13 protein-coding genes and 1 other RNA gene are annotated in these 16,928 nt (G+C 46.1%); all 14 read left to right on the forward strand.

The features are described from left to right. The first annotated feature begins 31 nt into the window (after positions 1-31). Complete coding sequence (gene secG, locus BP97_RS0110130; RefSeq protein ID WP_028548996.1) at positions 32-271, forward strand: preprotein translocase subunit SecG; 240 nt, start codon at positions 32-34, stop codon at positions 269-271. 127 nt (positions 272-398) lie between these two features. Beyond that, positions 399-1,211, forward strand: coding sequence for an alpha/beta hydrolase (locus BP97_RS0110135; RefSeq protein WP_028548997.1), 813 nt, complete (start codon positions 399-401; stop codon positions 1,209-1,211). 47 nt (positions 1,212-1,258) lie between these two features. Next, positions 1,259-3,802, forward strand: coding sequence for a ribonuclease R (gene rnr / locus BP97_RS0110140; RefSeq protein WP_028548998.1), 2,544 nt, complete (start codon positions 1,259-1,261; stop codon positions 3,800-3,802). 88 nt (positions 3,803-3,890) lie between these two features. After that, the gene (gene smpB / locus BP97_RS0110145; protein WP_028548999.1) at positions 3,891-4,373 is read left to right on the forward strand and encodes an SsrA-binding protein SmpB; all 483 of its coding nucleotides are present in this window, start codon (positions 3,891-3,893) and stop codon (positions 4,371-4,373) included. 179 nt (positions 4,374-4,552) lie between these two features. Further along, positions 4,553-4,917: a transfer-messenger RNA gene (gene ssrA, locus BP97_RS39370) on the forward strand. Between the two features lie 575 nt (positions 4,918-5,492). Further along, entirely contained in the window at positions 5,493-7,496 is a 2,004-nt protein-coding gene (locus BP97_RS35820; protein WP_081824006.1) for a stalk domain-containing protein, read from the forward strand. Positions 7,497-8,094: 598 nt separating this feature from the next. Continuing rightward, positions 8,095-8,469 carry an S-layer homology domain-containing protein gene (locus BP97_RS0110155; protein ID WP_156043185.1) on the forward strand — a complete coding sequence of 125 codons (375 nt, stop codon included), beginning with the start codon at positions 8,095-8,097 and terminating at the stop codon, positions 8,467-8,469. 217 nt (positions 8,470-8,686) lie between these two features. Then, positions 8,687-9,640 (forward strand): N-acetyl-gamma-glutamyl-phosphate reductase, encoded by a 954-nt coding sequence (gene argC / locus BP97_RS0110160; protein ID WP_028549001.1) that lies wholly within the window; start codon positions 8,687-8,689, stop codon positions 9,638-9,640. A 127-nt stretch (positions 9,641-9,767) separates the two neighbouring features. Continuing rightward, positions 9,768-10,478 (forward strand): hypothetical protein, encoded by a 711-nt coding sequence (locus BP97_RS0110165; protein WP_028549002.1) that lies wholly within the window; start codon positions 9,768-9,770, stop codon positions 10,476-10,478. A gap of 384 nt (positions 10,479-10,862) precedes the next feature. Then, on the forward strand, positions 10,863-12,419 hold the full coding sequence (locus BP97_RS0110170; protein ID WP_028549003.1) for a PucR family transcriptional regulator: 1,557 nt from the start codon (positions 10,863-10,865) through the stop codon (positions 12,417-12,419). Between the two features lie 144 nt (positions 12,420-12,563). Beyond that, entirely contained in the window at positions 12,564-13,211 is a 648-nt protein-coding gene (locus BP97_RS0110175) for an aspartate/glutamate racemase family protein (protein WP_028549004.1), read from the forward strand. Between the two features lie 4 nt (positions 13,212-13,215). Then, positions 13,216-14,133 carry a DMT family transporter gene (locus BP97_RS0110180; protein WP_051620486.1) on the forward strand — a complete coding sequence of 306 codons (918 nt, stop codon included), beginning with the start codon at positions 13,216-13,218 and terminating at the stop codon, positions 14,131-14,133. A gap of 52 nt (positions 14,134-14,185) precedes the next feature. After that, the gene (locus BP97_RS0110185; protein WP_028549006.1) at positions 14,186-15,787 is read left to right on the forward strand and encodes an OPT/YSL family transporter; all 1,602 of its coding nucleotides are present in this window, start codon (positions 14,186-14,188) and stop codon (positions 15,785-15,787) included. A gap of 10 nt (positions 15,788-15,797) precedes the next feature. Beyond that, positions 15,798-16,856, forward strand: coding sequence for a DUF917 domain-containing protein (locus BP97_RS0110190; protein ID WP_028549007.1), 1,059 nt, complete (start codon positions 15,798-15,800; stop codon positions 16,854-16,856). Positions 16,857-16,928 lie beyond the last annotated feature (72 nt).

Genomic DNA, 16,928 nt, shown 5'->3' on the forward strand with positions numbered 1-16,928 from the left:
CCAGGAATGATTGCTCGCAGGAGGTGGAAACATGGAACTTGTTTTGAAAATCGTACTGGTCATCGCCTCTCTCGGCTTGATCGCGGTTGTACTGCTTCAGCCAGGGAAGAGCTCAGGGTTGTCCGGTGCCATCTCCGGAGGTGCGGAGCATCTGTTCGGAAAGCAAAAGGCGCGCGGCTTGGAGTTGTTTTTGTCGCGATTGACGATCGGGTTGGCAGCAGCTTTCTTCATTCTGTCGCTCGTCGCTGCTTACTTTGTGAAATTAGGGTAACATAAAAAACATGCAGCAGGGGAATGATGCTCCTGCTGTTTTTTTATGGAATAGGATATTATACATATTGGGTTCCTGTGGAAACGGAGGAACTTTTTATTTAAGCAAAGCTTTCGGAGGTCGGGTCATGAGCCGCAATGAGAAAACAACGGAACCTTTTTTTCTACAGGGTCACGGGGAACGTGCTTCGACTCATATAATGATGATACATGGCTTTACTGGTTCACCGGCAGAATTTCGTCGACTCGGTTATTATTTGCACGATATCGGATATACGATAGATGGCATTCTACTCCCAGGTCACGGAACATCGCCGGAGGACATGATTAAAACAGGTTGGAGAGATTGGTCAGGCCATGTGCTGCAGCATTATGATGCGATCAAGAACCGTAACAGCAAAAAAGTCATCGTCATTGGCCACTCAATGGGTGGTTTACTGGCAATGAAGTTATCAATGGAGCGTAGGCTCGAAGGAGTGATCTCCTTATCTACACCTATGTTCCTGAAGAGTCGAAAGACGATCTTGGCCGTTCTGCTCAAGTATGTAAAAAAATATATTGAAACAAAGCCTACTGTTGCAGCGCATATTATAGAAGAGGCCTGTACATATCCCAAGGTGCCGATTCCATGTATCGTTGATTTGCGAAAGCTGCTGAAGCTGGTCAAATCTCGTCTGGAAAAGGTGCACGCTCCGATTTTTGTAGCGCAGGGAGAACTGGACGGCGTCGTTCGGCCTAAAAGCGCTGCTCACATTTATCAGCATGTTTCGTCGCAGATGAAGCAGCTTACTTATTATCCGCATTCATCTCATGCCGTGCTGTTGGATGAAGATCGGGAGCGGGTATACGAGGATATTCATCGTTTTGTCATGATGGTTCAACACCATGCTGCGCTTGAGCGCGCATTAGGTTGGTCAAGTGAAGGTGCGGTGTTATCTTAATAGCAAAATGGGTAAGACTATATGAAAGAGAGAAGGAAGGTGAAGTGTTGATTACAAGAGAATTGATTTTGGATTTCATGAAGGAAACGGCATATAAGCCGATGACATATCAGGAGTTGGAAAAGCATTTTCATATCGACAGTGCGCAGGATTTCAAGGATTTCCTCAAGCTGTTGAACGAGTTGGAAAATGAAGGCCTGATTTTGCGTACGAGGACGGAGCGCTATGGCGTCCCGGAGAGGATGAACTTGCTGCGCGGTAAGCTACAGGCTCACGCCAAAGGCTTTGGTTTCCTCATTCCTGAGGATAAAGATCACCCGGATGTATATATTCATGCCAATGATATGGCTGGAGCGATGAACGGGGATATTATTCTGGTACGAATCACTACCAAGAGTACCCATGGCGGTAAGCTTGAAGGTGAGGTCGTTCGAGTTGTAACCCGTGCCAATACGCAAATGGTTGGCTTGTTCCAAGCACATGACGGCGGATACGCTTTTGTGGTTCCGGATGATAAAAGGGTGATACGGGATATTTTTATTCCTAAGCATGCTTTTAACGGTGCCATGGACGGACACAAGGTCGTCGTACGTATTGTATCGTATCCTGAAGGTCGCGCTGCGGCGGAAGGGGAAGTTATCGAAATTCTAGGTCATAAAAATGATCCAGGAGTCGATATTATTTCCATTATTCGTAAACATATGCTGCCGGAAGCTTTTCCTGACGAAGTGATGGAAGAAGCTACGGAAGTGCCAGAGGTTATCTCGGAAAGTGACCTAGTGGGCAGACGTGATTTGCGGAATAAACGTATCGTGACGATTGACGGAGAAGATGCCAAAGACCTGGATGATGCGGTTAATGTCGAGCGTCTGTCGAACGGAAACTATGTGTTGGGCGTTCATATTGCTGACGTAAGCTATTACGTTCGGGAAGGCTCTCCGCTTGATAGAGAGGCATATAATCGCGGCTGCAGCGTATATTTGGTGGACCGGGTTATCCCGATGCTGCCGCATAGATTATCGAATGGCATTTGTTCCTTGAATCCGCAGGTGGATCGATTAACGATGTCCTGTGAGATGGAATTCGACGCTAGCTTGAATGTGGTTCGGCACGATATTTTTACGAGTGTGATCAAGACGAGCGAACGGATGACGTATACAAATGTACGTAAGCTGCTAACTGGCGAAGCGGAAGAAGAGCTGGTTGAGCGTTACGCCTATTTGATGGATGACTTCAAGCTGATGGAAGAGCTGGCGATGAAGCTGCGCAGCCGTCGGATGAATCGCGGGGCTATCGACTTCGACTTCCAGGAATCGAAGATTCTGGTGGACGAGAATGGGAAGCCTACGGATATTATCAAAAGAGATCGTACCATCGCTGAGATGATTATCGAGGAATTCATGCTCGCGGCAAATGAAACGGTAGCGGAGCACTTCCACTGGTTGAAGGTCCCGTTCCTGTATCGGATTCATGAGGACCCGGATGCTGAGAAGCTGGCGCACTTCATGGAGTTCATTACGAACTTCGGCTATGTCGTTCGCGGTAAAGGAAATACGGTACATCCGCGTGCGCTGCAATCTCTGCTTGAAGAGATTAAGGGGACGAAGGAAGAAACCGTCATCAGCACGGTTATGCTGCGTTCGATGAAACAAGCGCGGTATGACGCTCAAAGTCTAGGTCACTTTGGCCTTGCAGCAGAGTTCTACTCCCACTTTACGTCACCGATTCGACGGTACCCGGATTTGATCATTCACCGCGTTATTCGCGAGGTGCTGGAGAAAGGTACACTGGATGACAAGCGACTGGAGTATCTGGCTGCACGAATGGAAGATATCGCGAAGCAATCTTCCGAGCGCGAACGTGCTTCCGTTGATGCGGAGAGGGAAACCGAAGCGCTCAAGAAGGCTGAATTCATGTTGGATAAAGTCGGCGAAGAATTCGAAGGCATTATTAGCAGCGTGACGAATTTCGGGATTTTCGTCGAGCTGGATAATACGGTCGAGGGTTTGATCCGACTAAGCGATATGCATGACGATTACTATCACTACCATGAGGCGCAGCACGCGCTGATCGGAGAGCGTACGTCCAAAATTTATCGTCTTGGCGATGAAGTGAAAGTACGTATCTCCCGCGTCAGCATGGAGGAGCACACCATCGATTTTGAGATGGTGGATATGAAGCCGCGGAAGCAGAAGATGAGCCTAGTTGACGCGCTAAAAGGCGCACGACGTGGCGATAAGCCGCGCGGACGCCGGGGTGAAGCAGTCGGCGGACGCGGAGGGCGCGGGGCCCGCGGTGGCGACCGCGAGCGTGGAGCTGCCGAGGCTGCGCGTGGCGGCAAGCGCAGCAAGTCGGGCTCGAGCGCGAGCGCAGGCAGCGCAAAAGGCGCGTCCAGCGGCAGCAAGAGCGCTCGGTCGCGCAAGAGCAGCGCTAGCGGAGGGGCGGCCCAGTCGGCCGGTGCCTCGAGGGGTACTGGTGTCGAGGCCGCAAAGGCAAGAGCGCTGGAAGCGCAGGGCTCTGGCAAGGGGCCTGCTGCCGAAGGCGGGCGTTCAGGACCGCGCAGGCGTAAGAAAAAGCAACCGAAAAAGTAGCTTTCGCTTGCTTCGGGGGATTGGAGTTTGGTAAAATGAACTCCAATCCCTTTATTTCGAAGCGCTGTAGGGAAGGAGTGAAGGATAGATGAGCACCAAGAAAGCCGATGGTAAGGTTCTTGCGCAGAACAAGAAAGCTTCCCATGATTATTTTATTGAAGATACATACGAATGCGGCATGGTGCTGACGGGCACGGAGATCAAATCGTTAAGGTTGGGACGAGCCAATATTGGCGATGCCTTTGCTACCATTCGTAATGGTGAAGCCTTCATACATAACGTGCATATTAGCCCGTTTGAGCAAGGGAATCGTTACAATCCGGATGATCCTACAAGGACGCGTAAGCTTCTGTTAAGAAAGGAACAGATCCGGAAGCTGCTCGGATTAGCCAAGCAGGAAGGCTATACGCTTGTGCCACTGAAGATCTACGTACGCAACGGCTATGCCAAGCTGCTGATCGGGCTAGGTCGAGGCAAGAAGCAGTATGATAAGCGGGATACGGCTGCTAAGCGTGATGCACAGCGGGATATCCAACGTGCGCTACGCGAGAAGCAGAAGGTCGCTCGGTAGTCTTGGGACTGACAGTTAGGAGCGCTAACTTCGGGTTGAACGACGATTGGTTAGCAACTGGATTGACTTCCAGTAAGTCATGCTTCATTTTATATTAAAATGTGTTATACTAAGTAAGCATCACAAGCGGATGCATGCTTTACCTTTTGCGGCTTTCCTGGCAGAAAGCCCACCTATGCGGGGACGTTCTTGGATTCGACGGGGATAGTTCGAGCATGGGTAGCGGGTAGTGGGGACGCGACCACTTCATCAACGCTAAAGCCTATTAAATGGCAAACAACAACAAAACTACGCTTTCGCAGCTTAATAACCTGTGAGCGTGCTTCTACTCTCCATCGCCCATGTGGCGGGATAGGGGCTCAACCTTTAGTGGGATACGCTGTCTAGTCTCCGCCTGCGGCTAGCTGAAGAAGATAATCAGGCTGACCCAACGCAGAGCCGGTTACGGGGCGCTGCTCGGGTGACATCAAAACCGTGACTACACCCGTAGAAGCCTATGTGGCGTTATCTTCGGACAGGGGTTCGACTCCCCTCGTCTCCATAAAGTACAAAAAAGCATCGACCTTTCGAGGTCGGTGCTTTTTTGCATTATGGAGACGCAAGGAGGGAGGCGAAGCCCTGCAAAGGGTTCAGTCCGCGCGGACTAGAGCGAAGCAGAGAGAGCACGGCATCGAAATCTACCGCTAAGGTTGTCCTCGTTGAATAGGCTTCGGAGCAAGTTGAATAAGGATTTCGATACTCCCCTCGTCTCCATAAAGTACAAAAAAGCATCGACCTTTCGAGGTCGGTGCTTTTTTGCATTATGGAGACGCGAGGAGGGAGGCGAAGCGCTGCAAGGGGTTCAGTCCGCGCGGACTGGAGCGAAGCAGAGGGAGCACGGCATCGAAATCTACCGCCAAGATTGTCCTCGTTGAGTAGGCTTCGGAGCAAGTTAAATAAGGATTTTCGATACTCTCCTCGTCAACAATGTATAACAACAGCAGACTGATTCTACTAATTAAAATGGTTTTTATTAGAAAAATATCACTCGATATGGTAAAGTGAGGTAGCGACTGTGCTTCCACATAGTGGAATAAGCGCAGATCATTCAACAATGCTATGCATAACGGAGTGAAGAAGATGAAGTGTAGAAACATGATTAGTTTGTTTATGGTTTTCGTATTGTTTTTTGGGGGCTTGGATTTTCGTGTGGGGGCAGCAAGTGTGAGTGACCGACTTGATTTTAGAGAGGGTGATTACCTAGTCAACATCCTTAAGGATGGAGATGGAAAGGAACGCATTTTTCCATTCACGCCTGGGAATCCCATTACGGCTGACAATACCGAGCTTCGCTTATTTATCAATGCTCGTGAAATACAGCCCGCAGAGTATGTGGTAGATTATAGAAACTATACCATAACGATGCGCAAAGCACCCGACATGGGGGCCGAAATATCTATTAAATACTTAATTCGCCCTACCTTTGAATGGGAAGAAGGGGTATCGGGCGTAGCCAATATTGGAAATGCCCTTGCTGAGGGGGATGGTTCAACGCGGGTCTTTAACTTAACTACCCGTTATACAATCAACTCTAGTAAAAATGTCAGTTTATTCATAGATGGATCAAAAGTTCGCTCTTCGGAATTCACCTTTAACCATGAGAATCAATCAGTCACGATATCCGATAAACGCCGGGCTCCGAGTGCTAAATCGAAAATCTATTTTTATTTTCCTAAAGCCTCTATCGGCGGTATCCAGCCATCTCAAGGGGAACCTGCACCGAAAGAACCAGTTGCAGTACCTTCCCACGATACGGCCGTTAAACAGGAGTTTCAAGTACCTAGCGGAGAAAGCTATCCCGGAACGGTTACGCTGAACCCGGATCATACATTTACTGTGAATATGACAGCTGGAGCATTGGGCCCAGCCTATACTTCCTATGTGATGATCAAAAACGCAAACGGAAAACTCGTTAAAAGAATACGGGTCAATCCCAATAATATTTCAACCTATTCATTGAGCAAGCTTGGGCTGCAACCTGGAGGCTATTACTTTTATTTGAAAACAGTCAATCAATCAGGAGGGGGGGCCGCATCGAACCCTCAATTCATTCCTATTAGCAATGGCTATCCCAATATACAGGTCTTTATTGAAGGAAAATTGCAAACATATGAGCAGGCGCCTGTCAATTGGAATGGAAGTGTCCTTGTTCCGCTTAGGGCCATTTTCGAATCGCTTGGAGCAGCGGTAGAGTGGAAGAGCTCCACTCAAACTGTAACGGCAACAAAAGAAGGCAAAACCATTGTATTAACGATTGGTTCCAATATAGCTTATGTGAATGGTTCTCCTGTAACTTTGAATGCAGCCGCACAATTGATCAATGGAAACACCATGGTTCCCGTTCGATTCGTAAGCGAGGCGCTCGGAGGAGTTGTAGAGTGGAACGAAGCGGCTCAATCCGTTATTGTTTTTCAAAATAAGCCGGTTATCCTTACATCCGCAGAAAGCGAGCAAATCCCAGACGGGGAAGAAGTACAAGAACCGTCGGAACCGTCTCCGTCTTCACCTATTTTACAAGAAATATCAAAGGGAATTACAGATCCTTCGGATATCGTATTCGTCATTGACGTTACAGGCAGTATGGGGGAAGTCATAGACTATGTGAAGGAAACGGTCAAAAGCTTCGTAGATTCCGTCCCGTCTGGTTCTAATTTTGCTATTGTTGCTTATCGCGATATTAATTATGTGGATCTTTATAATCCTGATTTGGAGTTTTACGATTTTACTAATAATAAAGATCTGTTAAAGGATCAATTAGGTTATTTAGTAGCATCTGGAGGCGAGGATCTGGAGGAATCCGGACTGGAGGCTATCAATATGGCGGTTCAAAAATTATCCGGCAGCAAGAATTCCAAAAGGATCATCTTCATAACCGATGCCCCTGTTCATGATAAAGGCACCTCACAAGGAATGGCTGGCTTCTTCCTCGAGGAGGTTATCTCCGAGCTGAAGACCAATCAGGTAACTCTTGATGCCATCGCGCCGAAAAGCGGGCCTGCCTATGAACAAATTATTCAGCTTGTACAAAGTAATAAGGGTACCCTTTACGATATTAATGATGTTACTCTAATGCAGATATATTAATTGTTGGTAAGCAGCCTATCACTCTATCTTAACATCAAGCGGCGGTGAATTGAGGATTTACCAAGCCTCGGTTCGATTCCATAAAAGTACAAAAAGCACCGACCCATCGAGGTCGGTGCTTTTTGCATATGGACCTTAAAGATGCAGAGATTCCTCTGTGATGGCTACTTTTTCTGTTGTTGCCTTGGATTGAAGCAAGCTGCGCTTCTCTGTCTTTATATTTACATAAAATACTATTTTGTAATATGACAAAACTACTGACAAAGCTCACTACTTAATCGTCCTTTTTTATAATATAGTAGTCTGTACGGCGGGCAGAAGGCGATGCGTTAAGCTTCTCATAAAACCCGCGTGGCTTTTTGTGCGTTTCATTGTCAAATGCTATCGCGGCTTGCAAACAATTTTGCAACAGCTATTTTGATATTTGGGAAGTTGATTGTGAAATGTTGGCGGTTTCCATCAATGAATCTTTGCGAAAGGACGAAAGAACGGTGACAAGGATAAGTAGAAAATTAGCGGTTATGGTTTTGATTATTCGGCAATTGTCGTACGCGGACTGGGATTAAAACCGGAAAGCGACGCCACAGGCTTTGTGGATGTGAAAGCTTCAGATTGGTATAGCGACGCAGTTTGGACTGCGAAACAGTATCAATTAATCACCGGATTTGAAGACGGCAGCTTCCGACCGATGGAGATGATTACACGCGAGCAAGCAATGACGATAATTTCTAAGGCGATGACCCTTACCAGATTAAAGGAACGGCTGCCGGTTCAAGATGCGATCGTAACACTTCGACCATTCGAGGATGGCGGACAGGTAGCCTCTTGGGCGCAAAACGACGTAGCGGCTTGTATTCTGGCAGGGATCATTACAGGTAGAAGCGATGCTACCATTGCGGCGAGGGCAAGCGTAACAAGAGCGGAAGTAACTATCATGCTGCAACAATTGTTGAAGAAGTCTGATCTGATTTAAAGGGACACCCTATCCGAGAAATCGGACAGAAAAAAAGGCACAATCCTCTAGTAAAAGATGAGGTTGTGTCTTTTTCATTTAAAGTTTTTTTGAACTAACGGACAGGATAGATTCATACTTGTATTGTAATAATTTTCAAGATAGATTTGATTGAATTTATAAGACGTGTATAATTATACATGTTATAGAATATTTATTCATATCGAGGAGGGTGATTATGAAATATAAAGTATTTGTTGACGGACAAGAAGGTACAACAGGCTTGAAGATCTTTGAGTATCTATCAAAACTATCAGACATAGAGGTTCTCAGGATTGACTATGATAAAAGAAAAGATCCACAAGAACGAAGCAAGTTCCTTAATGTGGCAGATATTGTTTTTCTTTGTCTTCCTGATTCGGCTGCAAAAGAGTCCATTGCTCTTGTGAAAAATGAAAAAACCAAAATCATTAATACCAGCACTGTCTTTAGAACTGATAAAAATTGGGTATATGGTTTGCCTGAGCTAAAAAATCAAAGAGATTTAATACGTACCGCATCAAGAGTTTCTGTTCCAGGTTGTCATGCTACCGGTTTTATTCTTACCATTAGACCGTTGATCGAGGCTGGTATTCTCCAACAAGATTATCCCGTTACATGTTATTCAGTGACTGGCTATTCAGGAGCTGGAAGAAGTGGAATTGAGGAATATGAGAATTCATCATTAGTTACTGAAAAAAAACTTAATGTTCCAAGACATTATTCGTTGCAACTCAATCATAAGCACATCCCTGAGATGTTGCTGTATTCAGGACTTTTATATGAGCCATTATTTACACCCATTAAAGCTAATTATGCGCAAGGACTAGCAATGTCAGTTCCCTTAATGAGTAGGTATATGCCTAATAACCCTTCTGCAAAAGATGTACATGAAGTGTTATCAACGTACTTTGAAACAGAGCGTTTTGTACATGTGATGCCGTACGATTCAGAAGCTTACCTCGACGAAGGGCACTTTATGATATCTGAATGTAATAATACGAACCGACTAGAAATATTTGTTTTTGGACAAAAAGACAAGATAAATATTATGTCGAGATACGATAATTTAGGTAAAGGGGCATCAGGTGCTGCAGTACAAAATATGAATCTTATGCTTGGATCCGATGAAGGAAATAGTTTGGTATACTAAATCAGTTTATCCGGAAAAGAATTAATAAACTGCTCAAAGATGTGAGACGACAGATCGAAACAAAGATCAATTATTCTTGAAAGGCACTTCGATAACTGGACTAAATCTCAAGTCGAAAGGTGGATTTATGAAGAGAATAATGACTAATTTTCTTCTATTTTTAACAACCTTAGTTTTGCTTACGGGTAGTGTTGGTTGTGGAAATTCAAATCAAGTTCAAACGGACTCTGGAAAAGGACAAACAGGAATAAACAAGGGAGATCTCATTGAAGCACCAAAAACGAATACTGAGGAAAAAGGCCATTCTACAAATGCAAATCTTACTAACAATGAAGTAAAGGATATTCTCAACCGGCTAATACCGAAAGCAGAAGGAATATATGGAATATTTAACGGAACTGGATCGTTCAAAGTCGATGTGACGAAAACGATTCCCGGAGAAGCCGGGTACGCCCTAGTAATTGATCAAAATTTCAAATCAGTAGCAGATTTAAAAAAAGCGGCGGAGGAAGTATTTACAAAAGATCGTGCGCAAAAAGTATTTTATTCTCGTTACCTGACGCCGGATCCAGGATCCCGTCCTCTTTATAAGGATTATGAAGGGGAGCTTTATGTAGACAACCAAAATGGAGGCCATGGATGGGCAACAAAATTTTTAATTGATACTGCCAAGATAAAAACTCAAAAAGATCATGTTGTAGAAATTGCGTTAGATACTACGGTGCTTGACGACCCGTATGGTGCACTGATTATTAAGATTGAATATGTAAATGGCAAGTGGTTGATGTCATCAGGCCTTGATGATTATGATTCTATAATAAATGGATCTGTAAAATAGATTGTGTAAACACTCAAACCGTTTAGAGATGATTCGTGATTAACCAGCAATTCAAAGACAAGGGTATTAACATGAAGTCTGTTAAGATGATAACGCTATGAGGCTAGCGGCACAAATCTTTGGGCAGATTAATATAAAATTAGCACTATGAACCAGCAACAAATCAAAAAGGAGCTTTGCCACAGAGATGGCAAGGTCCTTTTTACGTTGAGTCAGTTGCAACTCTGGAGACTATAATGTTTTTTGTAAACACGGCCGTATCGTTTAACGCTAAATTTTAGGGAGTGAATTGCTCACTAAACCAGACAGCAGCAGCGTTTTTGCTTGGGAATTGAACATGATACAATGAAGGAATGGATAATTCGGTCTGAAAGAGGTGAGAACATGAACTTCGAGGGTTTTACCGTCAAAGAACTGCTGCGTTTACCTGTTCTAAAGGACGCGAAATTGATCGGCGGCGAGAAGGGGTTGGACCGCATTGTGCGGTTTGTAGATATTATGGAGGTACCCGACATTAAGGGGTGGCTGCGGGAAGGTGCGCTCATCTTGACGACCGGCTTCTCGATACGCCATGATCCGGATTTGCTAATCGATATCGTAGAGCAGCTGGACAAAGCCAATGCTGCGGCATTAGCCATTAAACCGGTGAGGTTCCTGGCTGAAATCCCTCAAGAAGCGATCGATAAAAGCAACCTGCTGCACATTCCCTTGATTCAACTTCCCTTAGGTATGGCTTATATTGATATTACCTACACGGTGATGGAGCAAATTTTGGATCAGCAGGCAGTCTTGCTTCGGAAATCGGAAGAGGTATATAAAATGCTCACGAACCTGGTTCTAAACAACAGTGGGATTCAGGTCATGGCCGACGATGTGGCGGAGCTCATCAAATGTCCGATATGGGTGATCAGCAACACGGGAGATGTTATTGTTTCCTCACCAGCAGATATCCCATACGTTGCTGATACAAATACGCGCTATTGGGATGTTACGGTGGATAAGCAGTTCGTTGGCAAACTGGTCGTGGGTAAGGAGCACCTGGACGAGTTTGAGCAGGTTTGCGTAGAGCAGGCAAGGCTTGTCTTTTCGTTGGAATTGATGCGGAGGAAGATTGCCATGGATACGGAGGTTAGGCTGCGGGGCAGTTTTTTTGAAGAGCTCTTACTGGGATTGCCGCTTTCCAAACAGGAAGTGGAAGACAAAGGACGTCAGTTGGGATTACTCTCGGAATGGATCTGGGAGGTTGCCAGAATTGAAGGGGAGGCTTCTTATTTTGAAGAGCAATCCGCTTTCATGCTGGAATTGAACGAACTCATCAGGCGCGAATCAGAGAACCGGAGAGTCAAGGTGCGTTCTCACATACAGAAACAGGGCGATCGTTTGGTACTGCTGCTGGCTACGGGTAACGGAGGGGATCCACACAAGAAGCAGCAGGTCGGCAATGAAGCTACCGTCAAAGAATGGTCCCGTGTGCTGACCCCGTTTTTGACAAAATGGAGTGGTATCCATACGGGGTTCGGAAGCAAGTGCTCCTTATGGGAAGCCCATCGCAGTTATATCGAAGCGAAAAAAGCGATATTCATAGGCACCAAGCTGGACCGCAATAAAACGGTATTTGCTTTCAACGAAGTGGAAATGTTTCAGCTGCTGCTGGACGCCTCTGAGTATGTACAATTCGACGCGTTGATCGAGAAAAAAATTGGAAAATTATCCCATTACGATCAAGAAAATGGAACTGATCTCGTATCCACATTGTATTATTATTTGTCGACCGGGGGCAGCCTGATGGAAACGGCGAACCAACTGTACGTCCACCGGAATTCGGTGAAATACCGGATGGACCGAATCAAGGAAATAGCTGACGCAGATTTGGACAACCCGCTCAGCCGGTTTGTATATTATTTATGTACGGCGTTTTTTTTATTAAGGAGAACGGATTGAATAGGACCTATTGTGCTGAAAGCACAATAGGTCTTCTTTAGTTTTGGCGGGCCAGTACATTGTTGAATTTTTCGTGAACCTTTAAAATTTATTTATATATTCAGTCTATTAAGAAAAATATAAGTTTGAAAGGGGATGAAGGTAATGATTGGACTAATTCGTGTGTTAACGACAGATGATGAGCAGGTGCTGCAAGAACATGGACGTTTAATAACGGAAAAGTATGGAGTTCCTGTAGTAAGCAAATGCATTCCGGATCAACCGCTCGGTATTTACAATGATGAAACCGAGGAAATGGCAAATCCGAAAATTGTCGCATTAGGAAAAAGCTTGGAACAAGAAGGCTGTAAAGTGATTGTCATCAGCTGCGCGGCCGATCCTGCGATTGAACTGCTGCGCAACAATGTATCCGTTCCTGTCATTGGTGGTGGTAGCGCGGCTTCCTATTTTGCCAGAACGATTGGAAAACCAGTGGGAGTTATGGGAATTACGGAAACGCTTCCACCCGTCATGAAGAACATTTTGGGCGATTCTTTCATCGAGTATACACAGCCTAAGGGTGTAAAGAACACGACTGATCTCATGACGCCGGCTGGGCGAGAAAAAGCGATTTTGGCAGCGAAATCATTAATGGAAAAAGGGATTGAAGTGATTGTTTTCGCGTGTACCGGATTTTCCACTATCGGCCTTGCCGACGTGTTAAGAAAAGAGCTGAACATTCCGGTCATCGATGCGGTGGAAGCCGAAGGGTTGTTTGCCTCTAACCTTTATAAACAGCTCACCGGAGTGTAAGCGGTTGTCTACTTCTGAAGGTTCATTGCCCAAATCGTACGCGCTTCTGTTGGTTTCAGTGTTTTTATGGGCGCTCAACTACATTTCCAGACAGATTCTATTACAAGAATTTTCTCCTTTTTTTCTTTCAGCGCTTAGCCTCACTGTCGTTTCCTGTGTATTTTTAGCTGGTGCTTTCTTAACCAAATCGTTTGTCTCCATTACACGAAAAGAATTGCTGTTGTTGCTGCTGTCGGCAACGATAGGATTGATCGCCAACCAAATCTTTTTGTATAAAGGGCTGCAGCAGACGACGGCAACGAATGCATCTCTGATCTTTACCTTATCACCGTTGATGACCGCGGGGCTTGCCGCTGTTTTTCTGAAAGAGAGAGTCACCTGGCGGATGATTATAGGGTGCCTGATCGCCATCTTAGGTCTGTTTCAAGCGCTGAATATGTCGGGATTTCATATGCAAATCGGCGATTGGATGATACTGGGTGCGACGTTCACCTTTTCGTGCAATCTGATATTTGTCCGTATTCTATCGAAGCGTCTCTCGCCATTTATGGTTACAACGTACAGCTTTGCTGTCAGTTGCATTTTTTATGATCCGTTCGTTCTTTTATTTACCAAGCCGGAATGGAATCATTCCCTATCCATATGGACATTGGCTATTGTATCTATCCTTGTTGCACAAGGGCTGACCAATGTGATGTGGAACAAGGGGATGAAAACGGTCGGGGCCGCCAAAGCCGCGATCGTACTCAATTTGCAGCCGATGATGACGATGCTGCTAGAATTCATCCTGCTAGGTCATATCGTTACTGCCAAGCAAATCTTCGGCGTAGCTCTTGTGTTTGTAGGCGTTCTTCTCGGAACCATGCAGCGCAGCTTCTTTAAGCGGAAACGGCCAGCGGACATCAAGCACAACCTGAATTAGAAACAATGCTATCCATTACATCATAGCTCAATGACAAAATCGGGGGTTAATCATGGAAGAAAAAGAAAAGAAACATCCGAGCATATTTGAACCATTTGCTCTGATTCTGAATATCGTCACAGCGGTGCTCGGTGCCATCATTGGGATGCAAATCGTGACCACACTAGGGGTAACCCCGAGCACTGCCATTATCGGAGCACTTGTAGCCATGCTGATTGCCCGTATCCCGGTTGCGATTTTTAAGAAATACAAATCCATCCATCGTCAAAACCTTGTCCAAACGTCTATCTCTTCGGCTACCTTTGGGGCAGCCAACAGCTTGTTGATTCCGATCGGTATTCCGTTTGCAATGGGAACGCCCGAGTTAATTGTACCGATGCTGATCGGTGCAGCGCTTGCGATGTTTGTCGATGCGGCGATTTTGTACAAAATATTCGACTCCAAGCTGTTCCCTGCTTCCGGCACTTGGGCGCCGGGTGTAGCTACCGCTGAATCGATTTTGGCCGGAGACAAAGGCGGAAAAAGAGCCGGATTGCTTGGCGCCGGTACACTGATCGGTTTGATCGGTTCCTACTTCCATATTTCGATGTCTGCCTTTGGCGTTGCGTTTATCGGTAACATTTGGGCATTGACCATGTTCGGTATCGGTCTGATGATCCGGCAGTATTCCATACCGTGGTTCAATATCGACGTAAACCAACTGTACATTGCGCACGGCGTTATGATCGGTGCCGGAATCGTCGCATTGATACAAGTTGCGATTTTAATTTTCAGTAAGCATAAGAATGATCAGAAAGCGAATGCAAACGAACCCGCGGCTTCCGACGAAAAGCTGACCCGTCCGATCAAGGAAGCGAAGCGTGCGCTAGGCTTTGGTTTTGTCGCTTATCTTATCATTGCCCTGATCATCGCCCTACTTGGCGGGCTCATTACACACATGTCCTTGGGGATGCTGATTGGATTTTTGTTTTTTGCCGCATTTGCTGCCTTCGTTCATGAATTGATCGTTGGGATCGCGGCGATGCACTCCGGCTGGTTCCCTGCTTTTGCCGTGGCGTTTATCACGCTTCTCTTTGGAATGTTGATCGGCTTCCCGCCAGTGGCGCTTGCAATGCTAGCAGGCTTCAGTGCAGCTACGGGTCCAGCCTTTGCAGATATGGGCTACGACCTGAAAACCGGGCACATTCTGCGTGGTAACGGTGAAGATCGGGAGATGGAGCTGCAGGGCAGAAAGCAGCAGTATATTACTGGGATGATTGCCTTTGGCGTTGCTTTGATCACAGTTGTCTTTTCCTATAAAGGATACTTCGCGCAAAATCTCGTACCGCCGATTGACAAAGTGTATGTCTCGACGATTCAAGCGGGTGCTTCTCCGGAAATTATGCTGCAGTTGTTCCTGTGGGCAATCCCGGGTGCGATTTTGCAGTTGGTCGGAGGTCCGAGCCGTCAAATCGGGGTATTGTTCGCTACAGGTCTTTTGATCTTGACACCAAACGCTTGTTGGGCGGTGTTAGCGGGTATTGCTATTCGATTGATCGTATTGAAGATTTGGAAAAAAGAAGCAGAAACACCGATGACCATCATGGCCGCTGGTTTCATTGCGGGCGATGCGTTGTACAGCTTCTTTAACTCCATATTTAAATTCAGAAAGTGAGGCGTATGACATGCCAAAAATAAAATTGGATGAAAAAATGATAGAATATGCAGTCTACGGAGGAGCCGTTCTGGGTGGCGGCGGCGGCGGCTGGATCGAGGAAGGGCTGAAAATCGGGCGCTTGGCGCTCGAGGTTGGACAGCCTGAAATGCTCACCATCGACGAATTTGAAGACGACGATTTGCTCGTTACCGTATCGATGGTCGGCGCACCGGCTGCCAAGGACCAGTTTGTAAAGCCAATTCATTATGCTAAAGCATTAGAAATGTTGTCGCAAAAAATCGGAAAGCCGATTAAAGGGCTCAACACGAATGAAAACGGAGCCGGAACGACCGTCAATGGCTGGTTCCAATCGGCTGTTACCGGAATTCCGCTTGTCGATTTTGCTTGTAACGGACGTGCCCACCCGACGGGAGCCATGGGTTCGCTCAATTTGTCCGAGCTGGACGGCTACGTGTCCCACCAATCTGCTGTTGGCGGTAAAGACGCGAACTATGTCGAGCTGAGCATTTCTGGCACGCTAGAGAAAGCTGCTTCGATGATTCGCAAAGTTTCCGTTGAAGCGGGTGGACTAGTAGCTGTAGCAAGAAATCCGGTTACGGTAGCCTATGCCAAGCAGCATGGTGCGGCAGGCGCCATTTCGCAGGCAATCGAAGTCGGTCGGGCTTTGCTCTCCTATAAAGGGGAAGCGGCTATTGAATCGGTCGTCGCCAGCCTTGGGGGGAAACTGATTACCGCGGGTACGGTAACGGACTTCCAGCTCGAAACAACAGGTGGATTCGACGTGGGTACCGTACAAATTGACGGAGCGTACGAAATGACGTTCTGGAATGAATATATGACCTTGGAAAAGGATGGGGAGCGATTCGGCACTTTCCCTGATCTCATCATGACGTTGGATGCCAAGACGGCAAAACCAATCGTGACTGCAGCCGTTGAAAAAGGGCAGCAGCTTGCCGTCATCGCGGTTCCGAAGGAAAAATTGCTCTTGAGCAGCACGATGAGAAACGAAAAGCTGTTAAAACCAGTGGAAGACATTATTAAAAAGTCCATTATTGCTTATTTATAACATCAGAATTTATACATTTTCAGCGGAATGAACCATTCTTTCTTTTAAACACGTACTGTACAAATTTTATAG

Origin of the sequence: Paenibacillus sp. UNC451MF (genome assembly GCF_000686845.1) — a bacterium.
Taxonomy (GTDB): Bacteria; Bacillota; Bacilli; order Paenibacillales; family NBRC-103111; genus Paenibacillus_S.